The following is a 20,143-nucleotide window of genomic DNA, read 5'->3' as shown; positions in this document are numbered from 1 at the left end:
CACAACGTTAGGTGAACCATGACACCCCGCAATCTGCCCTGCATTTAGGTCTGTATTTGACTCAATCGCTTTACGTCGAGCAAAACGCACACGGCAGGGAGGGACGAGGAACCAGATACTGCCAGAACCGTCGCCAGTCACGCTGCACGCAACCACGTGTAAACCTCAACAGCTTCTTCAATGTCGGTAAATAGTTTTGCTTTGCCGCTTTCGATTATCAAAGCTTGGTCACAGTAACTCGCAATCATGTCAGTGTTATGCGACGCCATTACGAACGCTCGACTTGCGCGGTTTTGGAAGAGCTCCTCTTGGCATTTGCGCTGAAACCGTGCGTCGCCAACGGCCACGAGTTCGTCGATCAAGTAACAATCAAACTCGACAGCCAAAGAAAGACCAAAGGCAAGCCGTGCGCGCATGCCTGAAGAGTATTGCTTTACAGGACGCCGCATCGCTGTTCCCAGCTCTGCAAAGTCGTCAACGCGCGCCATCAAATCCTTAAAGTCCCGATCATAAAGGCGCGCCAGAAACCTCACATTATCAACGCCCGTGAGCGATCCCTGAAAGCCGCCCGCGAAGCCGATCGGCCACGATGACGTCATAGCCCATGTGATCTTGCCCTCGGTCGGGCGGTCGATCCCGCCAAGCATACGAATGAAGGATGACTTCCCTTGCCCGTTGCGGCCGAGCAAGGCCAGCCTACCATCCCGACGCAAGGAAAGATTGAGATCGGAGAATAGCGGCTTATGCGCGCCGGGATGGGTTCTGCTCAAACCCTGTACGAGCAAGCCGATGTCAGCGGGGATGATGTCGGTCATCCCAACTGACGATGCTCACGCACGCCGGCCCAAATCAGCCAGCCCAAACCGTAGATCAACATCGTTGAGAAAAGGACAGTTAGGATCGCAATAAGACGACGGGGTTCGGTTGGCTTGTCGGGATAGCTCGGGCTGACGATGCGTTCGAGGTAGAGCTTCTGACGTCTGGCTTCCTGCTCTGCTGTGACGACGCCAGCCGTAGCTTCGGCTAGCTCCTTGTTTGCCAGCTCCCGCCGCAAGGACAGATCTTCGTAGCTGCTGATCTTGCTGGCCAGCGAGTTTGAAGACCCGGCAATCTTCGCGCGCTCGGCAGCGATTTGGTTTTCGTAAGCCGCAATCCGCGAGTCGAGCATCGGCAGTTGGGGACTGCGTGGCGCATCTGCGGCAAGCTGAGCGCGCTCCGCCTTCAAGGTCGCCAGAGACGCCAACAGATTGCCAACAAGCGTAGACCCTTCCGTTGCGGTGCGTGCCGGGTCTATAAATTGCTCACGGTTGCGAAAAGCAGCAAGTTGAGCTTGAACGTCTGACAGCCTAGCGCGCGCCTCGTCCTGGCTACGTTTGGCGTCACGAACTGCATCATCTGTTGCACGCGTATTCATGCGGTTAACGAGACGCTCGCCGCCATCAAGCATCGCTGCATTCAGCGCCTGGGCGGTTTTTGCGTCAAAGCTCTCGACGCGCAGGGTGCTGATGCCCGTCGTCGCATCGAAGCCCGTAACGACAAATCGCTTCAGCGCTTTGCGCATTCCCTCGTCGGAGTCGCCCTCCCAGAATCGGGGCCAGCCGGTCAGGGGATCGCCGCCACGGGGAGACAGTATTCTGCGAAGGTCAAACCGCTGTCGCAGTTCTCCAACTCCGTCTGGCGAGAGAACGTATTCATGAACCGCGAACGCATCAGAGGCTGACGCAGAGAGTCCGACGCCTTGCAGTACAAACCCCAACGCCGAAGTCTGCGGCTGATTCGCCTGCCTTACGACAAATTTCGCCTCGGACACATAAAGAGGTGAAGCGATCACAAGATAATAAAATGCAACGATCAAGGTTGGCGCGACGACGACACCCAAGAATCCGATCGGCAAACGCTCCCACCATTTTTTCGCCCTACGACCAGATGGAAGCAGTTGCGGAATAGGCCCCACATAATTGATCTTAGTTTCGCTCATTATGATCGCCCAGCGGATTTAGGATTCAGTTTCAATTAGATGCCTAGCGCTGGATATCAGCAAAAGGCCAACAATGTTGAACACCGCGCCAAAAGCAAGCGCATACGGAATGTCGTAATATGTCTTTACGAACTCACCGAAAACCGCCGACCTCATCATCTCTACAGGATGAACGAAGGGAAGTATGAGCAAAACCTTGCGAAACCCGTCCGGGAGCCAAGCTACCATCGTAAATACGCCGGATAAGGGGAGGATCAGGTAACCGATCAGACCAATGAGACGCTCCATTACGTCGAAGCGCATAGCCAGACCCGTTAGTATCAGCGCAAAGCCTGAAGAGATGAACGCCAAAAGAAACCAGCCGAAATACAGCAAAAGATAATTGCTGGGCAAGTTCACTTGCCCGACCGCCAACAGAAACACGTAAACAATAGCGTACGCTATCGTAGCCCCCGCGAATTCCAGCAAAATGCGAGCGCTAAAGATATGCAAAGGACCAATCTGGCGGTGATAGAGCAGGCCCATATTGCCCTGCAACGCACCAGCAAGATAACCAATCAGATGTCGGATCAGGATCAGCGACATGTAAGCCGTCATAACGAACGGAGCGAGCCTTATTCCATGCTCGTACGCAGGTTTGGTGAAGCTCCAAAGCACCATAACGCCGAAACAAAAGGCAAGCGGTTCAGCGACAAGCCAAGCAAAGCCTAGCCCTTCTCGGCCAAACCGCGTGATGATTTCTCTCATCACCAGAGACAGAATGGTCCGTGCTTGTCTTTTAATAGACGCAATCATAAGGCCGCCGAGTTGGACCGAGCATGGACCCCGACTGAGCAGATCGATCCGTCCCTCGTTTGCGCGCGATTAGCCGACGGCGTCAAGCCTCGCCTATCATCGAGAAACCGTAGCATATAGGTTCCGAAGATGTTGCTGATAGGCGTCAGGGCTGAAACGCTTGGCTTGCGCTTTACCCAACCCCTCGAAACTGGCGCGTAGATCGGCATCATCATCCAGAGCCTGAATTCCCTTTGCGATCGCCCGAGTGTCATAAGGATCGACAATCAGCGCCGCCTCGCCCGCCACTTCAGGCAAAGCGCCGCCAGTCGATGTGAGCACCGCTGTCGAAAGCGCCATTGATTCCAGCACAGGCAACCCGAACCCTTCATACAGGGATGGGAAAAGGGTTGCCTTTGCACCACGGATTAAACTTACCAGCATAGAAAACGGCATATACTCATACTGCCGTATCCGATCAGCGTTTGGTCCGCCGTCACGCTTCACTTGAGCCAAGAGGGCGGTTTCGCCCTCATCAAGCCACGCACGGCCTCCGATTATCACCAGCGGAGACTTGCTGCCCGACGCGAGATAGGACTCAACGATCCGGCCGAGGTTTTTCTTTGGCTCAATAGCCCCGAAGTGGAGAAAATACCCCTTCCACTCCAGACCAAAAACGCCCTCGAGTTCCAGTTCGATCTCGGATTGAGGGCGCTTAGAAAGTACTGATGGAATACTGACAGCTTGGTAGGTATTGGTCACTCGGCGCTCGTCCACCCCCAAAAGGCGTATGACATCTTGTTTTGTGGTCTCGGATACAACTGCAATGTGATCCGCACGGCGCACAATATCAGCACACAGCTTCATAAAGCTGGCCTTATCGTCCAGTGTCGTGTGAGGCAGACGCAGCGGGATCAGGTCGTGAATGGTGTAGATATTCGCCATGCCCTTGGCCTGGAGCGGCAAGGCCGCCGTCCAGTGCATGATGTCAGGTGCAGGGGTAGCGTCAGACGAAGGGAACGATATGGGCGTAAAGCGACCATAGGCTTGGAAGGCGCGGTTCGCGAGCGTGTAAAGATCCTGAGCCGCCCAAAACTTGTCTGCCGCTGGCATGCCGCCAGAGCGCGAAGGCCAGATGACCTCCCCCGACGGAATGATCGCAAATGGTGATCGACCGATCGGTGAGGTCAGCGTTCTTTTCCATCGCCGATATTTTTGTTTTCGACTTAGCCGTTGAGGCGCACGCTCGGCATCGACGAGCATCGCTTCATTGAGAACGTTCTGAGATTTCTGAGCACCAGGCGGGCCGTAAAGAACCTCAGTGCCATATCCAATAGCCCGCACATTCTCCAGAAGGTTACGGCCATAGGTGGCGATGCCGGACCCTTTGGCGAGCGCCAAGTTAAAGCCGTCGATGCAAATCGATGTCATGGTTACCGGGAGAACGCCAAAAGGGTCATGGACGATGACAGACGCTAATCGTCAACCCCTTCTACAGATTCAACAGCGCAGGATCTCCACCCTGCGCGGCGATGTTCACGCTGATCGCCTTCTCCGCCGCGTAACGGATCAGGCTGTTGGGACCGCCGGCCTTGGGGCCGGTGCCCGACAGCCCCTCGCCGCCGAACGGCTGAACGCCGACCACCGCGCCGGTGATCGAGCGGTTGACGTAGACGTTGCCGGCGGGGACCAGGTCGACGACCTCGGCGGCGAAGGCTTCGATGCGGCTGTGGACGCCCAGGGTCAGGCCGTAGCCGCGCGCGGCGAGTTTGCCGGCGACCGACTTCAGGTCGGACGGGGCGTAGCGATAGATATGCAGGATGGGGCCGAAAACCTCGCATTCGAGGAAGTCGGGCGTCGGGATTTCAGCGATGGTGGGGGCGAACAGGTCGCCCTTTTCGGCGCCCATCGGCAGGGCCGCGCGGGCGATGATCTTCGCCTCCTTCGACAGGCGCTCGACGTGGGCTTCCAGGGCGCGACGGGATTCAGGGTCGATGACGGGGCCGATGTCGGTCTTGGGGTCGGCGGGGTCTGCGACGGTCTGGACCGCCAGAGCGCCTTTCAGGCCCTCGATCAGGGCGTCGGCCGAATCCTTGGGCACATAGAGGACGCGAAGGGCCGAGCAGCGCTGGCCGGCCGAGCCGAAGGCCGACTGGATCACGTCGTCGATGACCTGTTCCTTCAACGCCGTCGTGTCGATGAACATGCCGTTCAGGCCGCCGGTCTCGGCGATGAAGGGGATGATGGCGCCGGGCCGGGCGGCGATGGAGCGGTTGATGGCGGCGGCCGTGTCGGTGCCGCCGGTGAAGGCGACACCGTCGATGCCCGGATGCGTGACCAGGGCCGCGCCGACCGTCTCGCCGCGTCCGGGGACGAGCGCCAGCAGATCGGGGTTCAGGCCGGCCTTGTGATACAGGCGCACGGCCTCGGCGGCGATCAGCGGCGTCTGTTCGGCGGGCTTGGCCAGGACAGCATTGCCGGCGGCAAGCGCGGCGGCGATCTGGCCGGTGAAGATGGCCAGGGGGAAGTTCCACGGCGAGATGCAGGCGAAGACGCCCCGTCCATGCAGGAACAGCTGGTTGGTCTCGCCGGTCGGCCCCTTCAGCGTCTCGGGGGCGGTGAAGTCGCGCTCGGCCAGCAGGGCGTAGTAGCGGCAGAAGTCGGCGGCCTCGCGCACCTCGGCGACGCCGTCGTTCAGGGTCTTGCCTGCCTCGCGACTAAGCAGGGCGACCAGCCGATCCAGATCGGCCTCCAGCGCATCGGCCATGGCGCGCAGGACGATGGCGCGCTTGGCGCCGCCCTGACGGTCCCATTTGACCTGAGCCTCGGCGGCCGCCTGGACGGCGGCGTCAATGTCGGCCGGTTCGGCCTCGGACACATGGCCCAGCACCTGCGACCGGTCGAATGGGTTGGTCACAGGCTGGGCGTCGATGCCGGCGCGCAGCTTACCGCCCACGATCGGCCCGCTGGTCAACTTCTCGCGGTCGACCAGTTCCAGCGCCTTGGCATGGGCTTCGCGGTCGGCGGCCTGAGAATAATCGCGGCCGAGGGAGTTCTGACGATCGCCGTACATGTCTTTCGGAACCGGAATCTTGGGGTGACGGTCGGGCAACTGCTCGACCAGGGAAATGGGATCAGCCGCGACGGCCGAGGCGGGCACGCGCTCGTCCAGCAAGGCATGGACGAAGGAGGAGTTGGCGCCGTTTTCCAACAGACGCCGCACCAGGTAAGGCAGCAGCTCCTCGTGTCCGCCGACGGGGGCATAGGCGCGCACGATGAGCACTTCGTCAGCCCAGGCCTCGTGCGCGGCGTCGTATAGCGCCTCGCCCATGCCGTGCAGGCGCTGATGCTCGACCGTGACGCCGTGATCACGCGCCATACGCCGCACGGCCGCCAGCGTATGGGCGTTGTGGCTGGCGAACTGGGAATAGATCGCCGGCGCGGCCTCGATCATGGCCTTGGCGCAGACCAGATAGTTCAGGTCGGTCGCCGCCTTGGTCGTATAGACGGGATAATCGGTGCGGCCGAACACCTGGGCGCGCTTGATCTCGGTGTCCCAATAGGCGCCCTTGACCAGGCGCACCATCAGACGACGGCCTGAGCGACGGGCCAAGTCGGCGACGCGTTCGATCGTCTCCAGACCGCGCTTCTGATAGGCCTGAACAGCCAGCCCCAGACCGGTCCAGCCGCCCAGCGACGGCTCGTGCGCCAGCCGGTCCAGCAGCTTCAGCGAGAGAGCCAGACGGTCCGCTTCCTCCGCGTCCATCGTATAGTTGATGTCGTATTTTGCAGCGATCTGGGCCAGTCGCAGGATGCGGGGATAAAGGGTCGCCCAGACGTCATCCTCGTGCGTCGCCTCATAGCGTGGCGACAGGGCCGACAGTTTCACCGACACGCCGTGACCGTGTTCAGGCCCGTGACCCTTGGCCGTCTTGCCCACCGCCTCGATGGCGTCGGCATAGATCTTCTCGTAGCGATCGGCGTCGGCCATGGTACGAGCGCCCTCGCCCAGCATGTCGAAGCTGCACAGCCAGCCTTCCTTGTTCGACCGTTTCAGCGCCGCCTGGATTGTGCGGCCGACGACGAACTGCTCGCCCATGATCTTGACGGCGGTGGCCACGGCCTGGCGGATGACCGGCTCGCCCAGTCGGCCGGCGATCCGCTTCAGGAAGCCGGGCAGGTCGCTGCGCGCCTCATCATCCACATCGACCAGCTTGCCGGTCAGCATCAGACCCCAGGTCGAGGCGTTGACGAACAGGCTGTCGGACTGACCCAGGTGGGCGGCCCAGTCGGCCGAGCCGATCTTCTCGGCGATCAGGCGATCACGGGTGTCCTCGTCCGGCACACGCAGCAGAGCCTCGGCCAGACACATCAGGGCCAGACCTTCGCGGGTGCCCAGCGAGAACTGCTGCAGGAAGCTTTCGACGACCCCCTGCTTCTTCTGGCTGCGGCGAGCGTGTTCAACCAGGGCTGTCGCCTCGGCGACCACATCGGCGCGTTCGCTGTCATTCAGAGGCATGCGCGCAAGATTGGCGGCGACGGCCTCACGCTCGTCGCGGAACTTGTGCGTATCCAGATCGTCCCAGGCGGCCAGGCTCGAAGGCATGAAGGCGGGCGTGGTCATGGGCGACAAATCCTGTGGATTTCAGCCGTATATGCCGGAGTTCATTGAAGGTGCTTCGTATGATACACAGCCGGACCGAAGATCATTCGGTGTGAGGCCGTGATTTCCGATGATCGATATTGACGCCGTCGACCGCCGCATCCTCAGGGTGCTTCAGACCGACGCCCGCATCTCCAACGCCGAACTGGCGCGACGGTGCAATCTGTCGCCCGCCGCCTGTTTCGAACGGGTCAAACGGCTGCGCGAAAAGAAGATCATCACCGGCTACGCCGCCATGATCGACCCGGCCCAGGTCGGTCGGGATCTGCTGATCTTCGTCGAGGTCCTGCTGGACCGCACCACCGGCGACGTCTTCGAAGCCTTCGCGTCCGCCGTTCGCAGTCAGCCGGAGGTGCTGGAATGCCACATGGTCGCTGGCGGCTTCGACTATCTGATCAAGGCCCGCGTCGGCGACATGGACGCCTACCGCGCCTTCCTGGGCGACGTGCTGGTGCGCATGCCGGGGGTGCGCGAAACCCGAACCTATGCGGTGCTGGAAGAGGTCAAATCGACGACGGTGCTGCCTTTGTGACCATACATCTGGCAAGGTGTCGATAAGCAACAGCGTCTACGCTTGGTCACAACTTCCGGTCGGCGAAATCAGGTGACGTGTGACGGCGCCTGACCTAAGAGGCTGATTACACCTAACAGATCACAGCGTAGACAATGGCCACTATCTATCCCGTCATCATGTGCGGCGGTTCCGGAACGCGGCTGTGGCCCGCCTCGAGGCCCTCGCTCCCAAAGCAGTTCATCCCGCTGGCCGGCAATCGATCCTTGTTCCAGGAAACCGTGGCTCGCGTGGCTGGGCTTTGTCAGAACGGCGGCGAATTGGTTGTGGTCGGGGGTTTGAGCCACAAGCGCGCCATTCTGGATCAGCTAGAGGAAATCGGCGTTAGCGCCGTCATTCTGCTGGAGCCCGAAGGAAGAGATTCTTCGGCGGCCATGGCCGCCGCTGCCGAATGGACGGCGCAGCGCGCGCCCGAGGCCATCAATCTCTTTGTGGCCTCAGACCATCACATTCCAGACGCCGAAGCGTTCCGACAGTCCGTCGGCAAAGCCGCATCTGCGGCCGCTCAGGGCCGGATCGTCACTCTGGGTGTCGTCCCGACCGAACCCTCATCCGCCTACGGATACATCGCGCCATCAGGGCCCGACCTCTCTGCCGTGTCCGCGTTCGTTGAAAAGCCCGATCAGGCGACCGCGAGTCGCTATATTTCGGAGGGCTACCTCTGGAACAGCGGCAACTTCATCGTCCGCGCCGACGTGCTGTGTCAGGAAATCGCCGAACGGGCGCCTGCGGTTAGCGAAGCCGTGCGCCTCGCGGTAGCTGAGGCCAAAATCGACGGTCCATGCTTGACCTTAGGCGCCGGGTTCAAAGCAGCACCCAAAATCTCCATCGACTACGCCGTCATGGAGAAGACGACGCGCGCTTCCGTTCTGCCGGTCCGCTTCGAGTGGTCCGACTTGGGCGCCTGGGATTCGGTCCATGCATCCGGCGAAGGCGATGTGGGGCTTCACATTCTTGAGGACTCCGAGGGCTGCCTGGTTCGAGCATGCGACGGCGTGATGGTGGCTGCGATCGGCCTGCGCGATGTCGGAATCATCGTAGAACGTGATGCGGTTCTGGTGACGGATCTGAAAAAGAGTCAGGACGTCAAAAAGGTGGTGGAAAGACTGCGCAAGCTGTCACCGCAACATCTCGACTTCCCAGCGCCCGAGCCCCTCGAGTCGCTGGAGGCCGGCGCGACGCGTTTTGCAGCGTGGCTAAGGCAATCAGCCTTGCCGATCTGGTCCACGCTGGGCCAAGCCGAGAACGGAGCCTTTGAAGAGGTTCTGGGGCTGGACGGTCGACACATCTCGGCTTCGCGACGGGCGCGCGTTCAGGCGCGCCAGTTGCAGGTCTACGCGGAAGCCGGCCGCCAAGGCTGGCGAGGCCCTTGGAAGGCGGTCGTCGAGACCGGACTAGATCAGCTGCGAACCGCCTATCTGCGCCTTGATGGGCAGATGCGGACACTGTTGGCGGCTGACGGATCGCCGCTGGACGAAACGGTGATGATCTATGATCAGGCCTTTTTGATCTTCGCCTTGGCCAGCATTTCCAACGCGACGGCGCAGCCCGCGCTTGAGGTCGAGGCATCGGCGGTTCGCGATCTGTTGCTGCGCCAGGTAGACGCCCACGGCGGCCTGCGAGAATCTGGCAGCCACCCCTATCAGTCCAACGCCCACATGCATCTACTCGAGGCCGCCCTCGCTTGGGAGGAGAACGGCGGAGGCCGCGAATGGAGTGCGCTTGCCGATCAGATTGTGCATCTGGCCCGCAAGCGGTTCATCGACGCAGAGATCGGCAGTCTGCGTGAGTTCTTTGACGCGCAGTGGTCGCCGGCCGCTGGCGAAGACGGGCGTTTGGTCGAACCCGGCCATCAGTTCGAGTGGGCCTGGCTCTTGGCGCGCTATGGCCGCAGCCGGAACGACGCGGGGGTACTTGCCGACGCGTGGCGCCTGTACGAGTCGGGACTGAAGGGCGTGGACGCCAAACGAGGCGTTGCGATTGATGCCTTGAACATCGACGGCAGCGTGCGCAGTCCGCGCTCTCGTCTGTGGCCTCAGACGGAGTGGCTGAAGGCGTCGTTGATTTTGGCGACGCTCAATGACGACGTCAGGCGTGCACAATGCCTTGACCAGGCCTCACGCGCACAGCGGGCGGTATGGCGCTATCTGACGCCGCAAGGCCTGTGGCATGACAAGATGTTGGAGAACGGCAGTTTCATCGACGAACCGGCGCCGGCAAGTTCGTTCTACCATATCATGGCCGCCCACACTCAGGTGAAGGAGACCTTCGGGACGATCGCCCCTCAGAAGACCGCTTCCTTCAATCTGTTTTGACGAGACGATCGGCGATCTCCTTCACGGCCTGACGGGCTATCGCAAGTCCGTCTCGCCTTCGTCATTCTAAGCGTCTAGAAGTTCGCCCCTTACTCAACGGCTCAGGGTCCGCCCGCCTCAATGCGCATCGTTCTGGCCACCGACGCCTGGGAACCTCAGGTCAACGGCGTCGTCCGCACCCTGACGCGCACGGTCGCGGAATGCCGCGGCATGGGCCATGAGGTCGAAGTCATCGAACCCAGTCTGTTCAAGACCATCCCTTGCCCTACCTATCCGGAGATCCGGCTGGCGCTGGGAGCGGAAGAAGAAATTCGCGAGATGCTGCGCGCCTTCGAACCCGAGGCCGTCCATATCGCCACCGAAGGTCCCATCGGCATCGCCACCAGGCGCATCTGCGTGGAGTGGAAGCTGCCGTTTACGACCAGCTATCACACCAAGTTCCCGGAATACATCTCGGCCCGTTTCCCGATCCCGGTTCAGGTCGGCTATGCCTATATGAAGTGGTTCCACAAGCCGTCGGGACGGCTGATGGTGGCGACGCCGACCCTGCGCGACGAACTGGTCGAGCATGGATTCAAGAACGTCTCGCCCTGGTCGCGGGGCGTGGACACGGATGTATTCAATCCCGACCTGGAGCGCATCTACGACCAGCTTGGCGGCAAGGACTGGCCGCGGCCCTTCTTCCTGAACGTCGGCCGTGTGGCGGTCGAGAAGAACATCGAGGCCTTCCTGCAACTGGACCTGCCCGGCACCAAGATCGTCGTCGGCGATGGCCCGGCCCGCGCCGAACTCGAAGAGAAATATCCGGACGCCAAATTCCTCGGCGCCAAGTTCGGCGACGACCTGGCCCGCTGTTTCCGCGACGCCGACGTCTTCGTCTTCCCCAGCTGGACCGACACCTTCGGTCTGGTGATTCTGGAAGCCATGGCCGCCGGCACGCCGGTCGCGGCCTATCCGGCCCACGGCCCGATCGACATCATTCCGGGATCGAACGCCGGCGCAATCGACAAGGACCTCAAGACCGCCTGCCTGCAGTGCCTCGATCTCGATCGCAAGGCTGTGCGCGCCTATGCGGAGAAGTTCAGCTGGCGCGCCTCGGCCGAGCAGTTCGTCGAGAACCTGCAACCTTATCCCGAACCCGAGCGCGGTCGCTTTTGGCGTCGCCTGCGGCGCATCGCCCGCATTCGCAAACGCGCCGCCGCCTGATCGATCGACCCGTCGAGCCGCCCCAAGGACAAGCCATGATGAAACCCCGTCAGGACCTGAAGCCGAACACGGCTGCTTATGAAACCCACGCCTTGGTCAAGCCGACCGGTTTCCGCGAATACGACGCGCGCTGGATCCTGGAAAAAGAGATCAACCTTCTCGGCATTCAAGCGCTGGGCCTTGGCCTGGCCACCTATGTCCATGAAATCGGCATCGCGCCCAAGATCGTCACCGGCCATGACTTTCGCGGCTACAGCCTCAGCGTCAAACAGGCCCTGATCCTGGGGCTGCTGGAAGGCGGGATGGAGGTTCTGGACGTGGGCCTGGCCCTGTCGCCGATGGCCTATTTCGGTCAATTCGAACTAAATGCGCCCTGTGTCGCCATGGTCACCGCCAGCCACAACGAGAATGGCTGGACCGGGGTGAAAATGGGAGCGAACAAGCCCCTGACCTTCGGCCCCGACGAGATGGGCCGCCTGAAAGAAATCGTGCTCAACGGCGAGGGCGTGGCCCGCCCCGGCGGCAAGCTGGTGCGCGTCGAAGACTTCCGCGAAACCTATGTCGCCGACGTAGCCTCAAAGGTGCAGATCAAGCGACCGCTGAAGGTCGTCTGCGCCTGCGGCAACGGCACGGCCGGCGCCTTCGCTCCCGACGCCTTGCGCCGCATGGGCGTCGAGGTGATCGAAATGGACACCGACCTCGACTACACCTTCCCGAAATACAATCCAAACCCGGAAGATCACGCCATGCTGGTGCAGATGGCGCAGCGGGTGCGTGAAACGGGCGCCGATCTGGCCCTTGGCTTCGACGGCGACGGAGACCGCTGCGGGGTGGTGGACGACACGGGCGAAGAGATTTTCGCCGACAAGATCGGCCTGATGCTGGCTCGCGACCTGTCCAAGGTCTATCCGGACAGCACCTTTGTGGTCGATGTGAAATCGACCGGCCTCTACAAGACCGACGAAATCCTGAAGGCGAACGGCGCCGAGGTCGTCTATTGGAAGACCGGCCACTCCTACATCAAGCGCAAGACCGCCGAACTGGGCGCCTTGGCCGGGTTCGAGAAGTCGGGCCACTTCTTCATGGCCGGCGATCTGGGCCACGGCTACGACGACGGCCTGGTCGCGGCCGGCGCCGTTCTGGCCATGCTGGATCGCAATCCGGACAAGAAACTCAGTGAACTGAAGACTGCCCTGCCGGACGCCTGGACCAGCCTGACCATGTCGCCCCACTGCGACGACGAGCTGAAATACGGCGTGCTGGAGCGGATCGTGAAGGAATATTCCGATCTGGCCGCAGCAGGCGGCGAAGTCCTCGGCCGCAAGATCGTCGAGGCCATCACCGTCAACGGCGTTCGCGTGCACTTGGACGACGGCTCATGGGTCTTGGTCCGCGCCTCGTCCAACAAGCCGGAACTGGTCGTGGTGGTCGAGAGCATGCGTTCCGAAGACGACATGCGCGACCTCTTCCGCAAGGAGATCAAGCCGCGCCTCGCCGCCTATCCCGAAATCGGCGCCTTCAATCAGGAAATCTGACCGTCATGAGGCCGCGCTGTCGGCCTGATGACGTCAGTCTGATAGTTTACCGAAAGCGATCGCCATGACCGTTCCCGTTATTTTGAGACCAGATCGGCTCTCGGATTCGCGAGGTTGGTTCATGCAAACCTATTCGCGATCCGTCGCATTAGCCGCAGGGATTGCTGTCGATTTTGTGCAAGAGAATCAGTCTTTTTCGCGCAATCGAAACACGATCCGCGGACTGCATTACCAGCGCCATCCACACGCTCAAGCCAAACTGGTTCGTTGTGTGCGGGGATCCGTCATGGATTATGCGGTCGATATTCGACGCGGATCTCCGACTTACGGCAGATATGTTTCGGCCAAGCTGACGGCGACAGGCGGCGAACAACTTTTCGTGCCCGTCGGGTTCGCGCACGGGTTCATCACGCTCGAATGTGACGTTGAGATCGCCTATAAGGTTTCTGAAATATATGCGCCCGATTGTGAGGGCGGGATTGTGTGGAATGACCCCGAAATCGGGATCGATTGGGGCGTCTCAGAACGCGATATGGTAATCTCGGAGAAAGACAAAAACCTCCCACAACTTCGCGATATGGAAAGCCCTTTCGAGTACGATGGATATCCGCTCAAAGATCTCTCGTTGACTTGAATCCAACACTGACGGACCGCCAAATATGCGCATACTTGTGACCGGCGGCGCGGGATTCATTGGGTCGGCGCTCGTGCGTCGTCTTATAGAGCATTCGCAACATCATGTTCTCGTATTTGATAATCTGACCTATGCTGGCCATCTGAGCTCACTCGAGCCTGCGGCCAACAGCAGTCGTTACGCCTTCGTTCGGGCCGATGTCTGTGACCCCGACGCGGTGACCAAATCCCTTCAAAAGTTTAAGCCGGACGTGGTCGCTCATCTGGCCGCTGAGAGCCATGTCGATCGATCGATCGCCGATCCCGGCGCGTTCATCCAGACCAACTTGGTTGGAACCTACGTCATGCTGAGCCAGGCACTTAACTACTGGCAGGGGCTGGACGATACGGCAAAGCAAGCCTTCCGCTTTCACCATATCTCGACGGACGAAGTGTTCGGTTCCTTGGAACAAAATGGCCTGTTCACCGAGACAACGCCCTACGATCCCCGATCGCCCTACTCGGCGTCGAAGGCGGGGTCGGATCATCTGGTTCGGGCCTGGGGGCATACCTATGGCCTGCCGGTTTTGGTGACCAACTGCTCCAACAACTATGGGCCCTATCATTTTCCCGAGAAGCTGATTCCCCTGATCGTCATCCGCGCACTGAGCGGAGAGCCGCTGCCGGTCTATGGCGACGGATCGAATGTGCGCGACTGGCTCTATGTCGACGATCATGTCCGCGCCCTGCAGATCGTGTTCGAAGAGGGCTCGCCGGGTGAAACCTACAACATTGGGGGTAACGCCGAGCGTCAGAACATCGAGGTCGTGACGGCGATTTGCGCCACCTTGGATAGATTACGGCCCAAGACCAAGGGACTTTACTCCGACCAGATCACCTATGTCACCGACCGCCCGGGCCATGATCGTCGTTACGCAATCGACGCCTCCAAGATTCGCCGAGATCTGAACTGGACGCCGTCTGTCACCTTTGAGGAGGGCATCGAACGAACGGTGAGTTGGTATCTGGAGAACGAGTCCTGGTGGCGAGACATTTTGGTCGCCCGTCATTCAGAACAGCAGTCGTGTGCGCTGAATGGCTGACCCGCTCCACATCCTGATCATCGGCGGCGCCGGTCAGGTCGGTCTTGAACTTCAATCTGCAGACTGGCCTGAGCATGTCATCCTGCACGCCCCGGCACGGACGGAGCTGGATCTTGCTGACCCAAACTCGGTGCAGATTGCTTTCGCCGCCACGCCATTCTCGGCGGTGATCAACGCCGGGGCCTACACAGCCGTGGACATGGCCGAGACCGCAGTCGCCACAGCCTTCGCCGCGAACGCCATGGGGCCGGCGATCCTGGCTGAGACCACACGCAATTTTGGTATCCCGCTGATCCAGGTATCGACTGATTATGTGTTCGACGGCTCCAAGAACGGCGCCTATGTCGAGACTGATTCAAGTCGGCCCCTGAGCGTCTATGGCGCTTCCAAACTTGCCGGGGAACTCGCGGTTCTGGCGGGCAATCCGCGCTCCGTCGTTCTGCGCACCGCGTGGGTTCTGAGCGTTCATCGCGCCAACTTCCTCAAGACCATGCTGCGGCTCGCTGCCGATCAGCCATTCCTGCGAGTGGTGAGCGACCAGCACGGCAGCCCTACCTCAGCGCGCGACATCGCTGCGGCTTTGAAAGCCATTACCTTGAAGATGATCGCGGATGCCGATGCCCCAACCGGCCTCTATCATTTCGTTAATGCCGGAGAGACAACCTGGGCCGGTTTGGCCGACGAGATTTTCGCCTTGAGCGCCGCCGTCGGGGGCCCGTTTGCTGAGGTTCAGCCGATAGCCTCGTATGAATATCCGACCCCGGCCCGACGCCCGTCTAATTCGCGTCTATCAACGCATAAGCTGGCCCGCGACTATGGCATCAAGCCGCGATCGTGGCAGACGGCCGTACAGGAGATCATCCAGGAACTGAAAGTCGAAGGAAAAATGCCATGAAAGGCATTATCTTGGCTGGGGGATCAGGCACCCGTTTGCATCCAATGACCCTGGTCACATCGAAGCAACTGATGCCTGTCTACGACAAGCCGATGATCTACTATCCGCTGTCGACACTGATGCTTGCCGGCATACGCGAGGTGTTGATCATCTCCAGTCCGCGCGACGTGCCCAGCTTTCAGGCCCTGCTCGGCGACGGATCGCAATGGGGCATTGAAATCCAGTATGCTGTCCAGCCAAGCCCGGACGGCCTCGCCCAAGCCTATATCATAGGAGCCGAGTTCGTGGGGGACAGCCCATCAGCCCTGATCCTCGGCGACAACATTTTCTACGGTCACGGCATCACCGAGCTCTTCTCGTCGGCGATGATGCAGCCTGCGGGAGGCACCGTCTTCGCTTATCAGGTCAATGATCCTCAACGGTATGGGGTTGTCGAGTTCGACGAAAACATGAGGGCCTTGTCCATCGAGGAGAAGCCGGCTCAACCGAGATCAAATTGGGCCGTGACAGGGCTCTACTTCTACGACGCCGATGTTGTGGATATCGCGAGACAACTGCGGCCGTCTGCCCGCGGAGAGCTCGAAATCACGGACATAAACCGGACATATCTTGAACTGGGCAGGTTGTCGGTTGAGATCATGGACCGCGGCTATGCCTGGCTAGACACCGGGACGCCCGACAGCCTGATGGAGGCGGCCGAGTTCATCAGGATTCTCGAGAAACGGCAGGGCTTTAAAATTGCCTGCTTGGAAGAGATCGCACTTGAAAAAGGCTTCATATCCATCGACGAATTTGCAGCGCTGACCGCCAAATTCGGAGGCAGCCGATATGGGCAGTACCTGGACATGGCGTTGGACCTATTCAAAGCGCGTAGTGGCGCAGCGCAATAAGGATCTCTGGCAGACGATTAGCCACGTGGACTGAACCAAAGCGCTTCGTGACCGCTTCCCTCTCGGCTGAGGCCAGGAGGGAAGATTGCCGCGCTACTTTTTCCATACCCAGAACGGAGATTGCATCCGTGACGATCAGGGCGAGGAACTGAGGAGCGTTGACGCGGCCCGCGAGGAAGCCGTCGCCGTACTGGGCGAAATCCTGCGGTATCGGGGCGCATCGTTCTGGACGACCCGCGCCTTCAGCGTCATCGTCACGGATGACGAGGGGCAAACGGTGGTCAGCGTCACGGCATCCGCGTCCGATCAGGCGCCCGAGGGCTGGACATTGGCGGGGGACGCGTGATGACCAAGGCTGGCAGCGTCTCAAAAATCACCACCTTGGTCGACAAGTTGTCTCTTCGGGACAGGCTCAATCCCGAAGAAATCGATGCGTTGAGCGCTGTGCTCGATGCACCTAAAACCGTCTCCGCCGGATCCGATATCGTGCGCGAGCACACCCGCCCGCTGCACAGCACCCTTCTGATCTCCGGCTTTTCCGCGCGGTATTCCACGCTGGAGGACGGGTCGCGTCAGATCACGGAAATCAATGTGTCGGGCGACTTCATCGACCTGCACAGCCTGTTGATGAAACAGATGGATCACGGCGTCGTCGCCCTGACCGATTGCGTGATCGCAGAAGCGCCGCACAGCGGGTTGATCGACATCACCGAAAGACATCCACACTTGGGCCGACTGCTTTGGCTGGACACCATCATCGACGCCGCCATCCATCGACAATGGTTGGTGGCCATGGGCCGGCGCAGCGGCCTGGGCCATCTGGCGCATCTGGTTTGCGAGCTCTACCTGCGCCTTCAGGCCGTCGGCCAGACGGGCGATCTGACCTTTGACCTCCCGCTGACGCAAACGACCTTGGGTGACGCGCTCGGCCTTTCAACCGTCCATGTCAGCCGCCTGATTTCCGAGCTCCGCAGCGAAGGCGTCGTCGCCTGGTCGGGGGGGCGGATCGATATCCTCGACTGGCGTCGTCTGGCGGAGATTGCCGAGTTCGATCCCACCTATCTGCGTTTGCAATGCGAGCCCGTCTGAGCGCTTAACGCATGTTATCGCACCGAACGGCGATCGGCCGTCTAGACGGGGCATGTCCCAGTCCAACCTCGCCCACGCCCTGTTGTCCGCCCTAGCGGTGCAGGGCCTCGACGAAGGCGACGCCTTCTTCGCCGAGGCTGGTGCGCGAACCTCAACGACGCAGAATGGCGAGGCTGTCGTCACGCTGATTTTGTCCGGCGTCCTGGCGCGGATCGGGCCCGACGGCGCCCTGTCGCAGGGGCTGGCGTCCAGCGACGATGTGATCAACTTCGACGCTGTATTGGGCGGGTGTGAGCCGGAGTCGGCCGTCTGGTTGACGGCCGGACGATACCTGACCGTCTCTGCTCGCAAACTGGGGCAAAAGATCGATCGCGACAGTCTGGTCGAGATGACGTTGACTGATCTACGCCGTCGCAACATCGCCCTTCAGGCTGAGCTGTCGCGCCACGCCACATTAAAAGTCAGCCAGCGCCTGGCCGCCCTCTTGCTCGACGTTCACGACCGAAAGGGAGGCGACGTCCTGGCCCTTCGTCAAACCGAGCTGTCGCATCTGATGGCCGTGCGACGCGCCAGCATATCGACCGCCTGCACCGAACTTTGCGCCGCCGGCGCCGTGCGGCTGCGGCGCGGCAGCATTGAGATCACCGATGCAGACGAACTGCGGCGGATGACCGACGCGGCCTATTCGACCGTGACGGATTTGGCCAGGTTGCGGGGCTGATCGACGTCGGTGCCCTTCTGGACGGCGGTGTAATAGGCCAGCAGCTGCACCGGCACGGCATAGACCAGGGGCGCGATCAGCGGGTGGCAGTCGGGGGCGTGGATGCGGCGAATGCCGGCGCCGTGCGGATCGGGGGCCTTTTCCGGCGAGATCATGATGACCGGACCGCCGCGCGCGGCGACCTCCTGCAGGTTGGACGCGGTCTTTTCGAACACGTCGTCCAGCGGAGCCAGGGCGATGGTCGGGGTCTCTTCATCGATCAGGGCGATGGGGCCGTGTTTCAACTCTCCGGCGGCATAGCCCTCGGCGTGGATATAGCTGATCTCCTTCAGCTTCAGCGCGCCTTCCATCGCCAGCGGGAACATGGCCCCGCGCCCCAGGAACAGGACGTCGTCCGCCTTTGACAGATCGTGGGTCACGGCGCGGATGCTGTCGCCCATCGTCAAGGCCTCGGCGATCAGGCGCGGGCTTTCGAACAGAGCCTTGACCAGTTCTGCCTCGGTCGCAGCATCGATCCGGCCGCGCGCCACGCCGGCCGCCACGGCCAGGGCCAGCAGGGCCGCGACCTGGGCGGTGAACGCCTTGGTCGAGGCGACGCCGATCTCGGGCCCGGCATGGGTGGGCCACAGGACGGCGGCTTCGCGCGCCATCGAGGACGAGTGAACATTGACGACGGCGGCGGTGTTCAACCCCTGCGCCTTGCACCAGGTCAGGCTGGCCAGGGTGTCGGCTGTCTCCCCCGACTGGCTGACGGCGACCGCCAGCGTCTTGGGCGACACGGCAGGCGAGCGATAGCGAAACTCGGACGCGATTTCGACGTCGCAGGGCAGGCCGGCGAGCTTCTCGAACGCGTAGCGGCCGATCTGGCCGGCGTAGAAGGCGGTGCCGCAGGCGACGATCTGGATGCGGTCGATGGCGGCGAAATCGACGGGATTAGTCTTGGCCTTGCCCGTCACCAGGTCGAGATATTCCGACAGGGTGTGCTGGACGCTGTCGGGCTGTTCATGGATCTCCTTTTCCATGAAGTGGCGATATTCGCCCTTCTCGACCATGGCCGAGGAGGCCGAGACCTGAACGATCGCACGCTCGACGGGATTGCCCGCCACGTCGAACATCTGGGCGCCGGCCTTGGTCACGGCGACGTAATCGCCCTCTTCCAGATAGGAAATCTTCTGCGTGAACGGACCGACCGCGAGCGCATCCGAGCCCAGATACATCTCGTCCTCGCCCCAGCCGACCACCAGGGGGCTGCCGCGTCGCGCGCCCAGGATCAGGTCGTCCGTCCCGTCGATCAGCACCGCCAGGGCATAGGCGCCGGTCAGCCGGTCGAGCGTCGCCTTGAACGCCTCCAGCGGCGCACGACCCGTATTCAGTTCGGCGTCCAGCAGGTGGGCGATGACCTCGGTATCGGTCTGGCTTTCGAAGACATGGCCCTCGGCGGCCAGTTCGGCCTTCAGTTCGGCGAAGTTCTCGATGATGCCGTTGTGGACCAAAGTGACGCGCCCAGCCTTGTGTGGGTGGGCGTTCTCGGTCGTGGGGGCGCCGTGGGTCGCCCAGCGCGTATGGCCGATACCGACCGTCGCCGTCATCGGATCCTCGGCCAGGACGGCTTCCAGATTGCGGATCTTGCCCTTGGCGCGGCGGCGCTCGACCGAGCCGTCCACGACTGCAGCGACGCCAGCGGAATCATAGCCGCGGTACTCCAGTCGTTTCAGGCTGTCGATCAGCCGGGGAACGACAGGTCCGTTGCCGGTGACGCCGATGATGCCGCACATGAGCGAAGGCTCCGAG

The 20,143-nt window shown here is 61.3% G+C and carries 17 protein-coding genes; 11 read left to right on the top strand and 6 right to left on the bottom strand.

Features of this window, described 5'->3' with window-relative positions:
• Nucleotides 1-137: 137 nt before the first annotated feature.
• The 5 genes from HF680_RS09925 to putA all read right to left on the bottom strand — a co-directional run bounded on the left by HF680_RS09925 (nucleotide 138) and on the right by putA (nucleotide 7,376).
• Nucleotides 138-815, bottom strand: a complete 678-nt coding sequence (locus HF680_RS09925; RefSeq protein ID WP_185224944.1) for an ABC transporter ATP-binding protein — start codon at nucleotides 813-815, stop codon at nucleotides 138-140.
• Nucleotides 812-1,978 (bottom strand): chain-length determining protein, encoded by a 1,167-nt coding sequence (locus HF680_RS09920; RefSeq protein WP_185224943.1) that lies wholly within the window; start codon nucleotides 1,976-1,978, stop codon nucleotides 812-814. Before HF680_RS09920 ends, HF680_RS09925 begins: the two co-directional genes overlap by 4 nt.
• A gap of 18 nt (nucleotides 1,979-1,996) precedes the next feature.
• Nucleotides 1,997-2,773 carry an ABC transporter permease gene (locus HF680_RS09915; RefSeq protein ID WP_185224942.1) on the bottom strand — a complete coding sequence of 259 codons (777 nt, stop codon included), beginning with the start codon at nucleotides 2,771-2,773 and terminating at the stop codon, nucleotides 1,997-1,999.
• A 96-nt stretch (nucleotides 2,774-2,869) separates the two neighbouring features.
• Entirely contained in the window at nucleotides 2,870-4,183 is a 1,314-nt protein-coding gene (locus tag HF680_RS09910) for a glycosyltransferase family 4 protein (RefSeq protein WP_185224941.1), read from the bottom strand.
• 61 nt (nucleotides 4,184-4,244) lie between these two features.
• On the bottom strand, nucleotides 4,245-7,376 hold the full coding sequence (putA, locus tag HF680_RS09905; protein WP_185224940.1) for a bifunctional proline dehydrogenase/L-glutamate gamma-semialdehyde dehydrogenase PutA: 3,132 nt from the start codon (nucleotides 7,374-7,376) through the stop codon (nucleotides 4,245-4,247).
• Nucleotides 7,377-7,485: 109 nt separating this feature from the next.
• Between putA and HF680_RS09900 the strand changes: the two genes are divergently transcribed.
• From HF680_RS09900 to HF680_RS09850, 11 genes are all read left to right on the top strand, one after another.
• Nucleotides 7,486-7,947, top strand: a complete 462-nt coding sequence (locus HF680_RS09900) for an Lrp/AsnC ligand binding domain-containing protein (protein WP_153924433.1) — start codon at nucleotides 7,486-7,488, stop codon at nucleotides 7,945-7,947.
• Between the two features lie 134 nt (nucleotides 7,948-8,081).
• Nucleotides 8,082-10,301 carry an AGE family epimerase/isomerase gene (locus HF680_RS09895; RefSeq protein WP_235968932.1) on the top strand — a complete coding sequence of 740 codons (2,220 nt, stop codon included), beginning with the start codon at nucleotides 8,082-8,084 and terminating at the stop codon, nucleotides 10,299-10,301.
• A gap of 120 nt (nucleotides 10,302-10,421) precedes the next feature.
• Nucleotides 10,422-11,507: a glycosyltransferase family 4 protein gene (locus HF680_RS09890; RefSeq protein ID WP_185224939.1), complete on the top strand. Its 1,086-nt coding sequence runs from the start codon at nucleotides 10,422-10,424 to the stop codon at nucleotides 11,505-11,507.
• Between the two features lie 35 nt (nucleotides 11,508-11,542).
• Complete coding sequence (locus tag HF680_RS09885) at nucleotides 11,543-13,042, top strand: phosphomannomutase/phosphoglucomutase (RefSeq protein ID WP_185224938.1); 1,500 nt, start codon at nucleotides 11,543-11,545, stop codon at nucleotides 13,040-13,042.
• 64 nt (nucleotides 13,043-13,106) lie between these two features.
• Complete coding sequence (gene rfbC, locus HF680_RS09880; protein ID WP_185224937.1) at nucleotides 13,107-13,676, top strand: dTDP-4-dehydrorhamnose 3,5-epimerase; 570 nt, start codon at nucleotides 13,107-13,109, stop codon at nucleotides 13,674-13,676.
• 25 nt (nucleotides 13,677-13,701) lie between these two features.
• Nucleotides 13,702-14,757: a dTDP-glucose 4,6-dehydratase gene (rfbB, locus tag HF680_RS09875; RefSeq protein ID WP_185224936.1), complete on the top strand. Its 1,056-nt coding sequence runs from the start codon at nucleotides 13,702-13,704 to the stop codon at nucleotides 14,755-14,757.
• On the top strand, nucleotides 14,750-15,652 hold the full coding sequence (rfbD, locus tag HF680_RS09870; RefSeq protein ID WP_185224935.1) for a dTDP-4-dehydrorhamnose reductase: 903 nt from the start codon (nucleotides 14,750-14,752) through the stop codon (nucleotides 15,650-15,652). Before rfbB ends, rfbD begins: the two co-directional genes overlap by 8 nt.
• The gene (rfbA, locus tag HF680_RS09865) at nucleotides 15,649-16,542 is read left to right on the top strand and encodes a glucose-1-phosphate thymidylyltransferase RfbA (RefSeq protein WP_185224934.1); all 894 of its coding nucleotides are present in this window, start codon (nucleotides 15,649-15,651) and stop codon (nucleotides 16,540-16,542) included. Before rfbD ends, rfbA begins: the two co-directional genes overlap by 4 nt.
• 85 nt (nucleotides 16,543-16,627) lie before the next feature.
• Nucleotides 16,628-16,888, top strand: coding sequence for a DUF6894 family protein (locus HF680_RS09860; protein ID WP_161639777.1), 261 nt, complete (start codon nucleotides 16,628-16,630; stop codon nucleotides 16,886-16,888).
• Nucleotides 16,888-17,631, top strand: coding sequence for a Crp/Fnr family transcriptional regulator (locus HF680_RS09855; RefSeq protein ID WP_185224933.1), 744 nt, complete (start codon nucleotides 16,888-16,890; stop codon nucleotides 17,629-17,631). The genes HF680_RS09860 and HF680_RS09855 overlap by 1 nt, the downstream gene beginning before the upstream one ends.
• A gap of 52 nt (nucleotides 17,632-17,683) precedes the next feature.
• A complete protein-coding gene (locus HF680_RS09850) occupies nucleotides 17,684-18,352 on the top strand; it encodes a Crp/Fnr family transcriptional regulator (RefSeq protein WP_185224932.1) in 669 nt (222 codons plus the stop codon).
• On the opposite strand, the gene glmS is transcribed toward HF680_RS09850, so the two are convergent.
• A complete protein-coding gene (glmS, locus tag HF680_RS09845) occupies nucleotides 18,313-20,127 on the bottom strand; it encodes a glutamine--fructose-6-phosphate transaminase (isomerizing) (RefSeq protein ID WP_185224931.1) in 1,815 nt (604 codons plus the stop codon). The two genes, HF680_RS09850 and glmS, sit on opposite strands and share 40 nt — an antisense overlap.
• Nucleotides 20,128-20,143: the final 16 nt, after the last annotated feature.

Origin of the sequence: Brevundimonas huaxiensis, from assembly GCF_014218725.1 — a bacterium.
Lineage (GTDB): Bacteria > Pseudomonadota > Alphaproteobacteria > Caulobacterales > Caulobacteraceae > Brevundimonas > Brevundimonas huaxiensis.
This window is presented reverse-complemented; position numbering and strand designations above follow the sequence as displayed.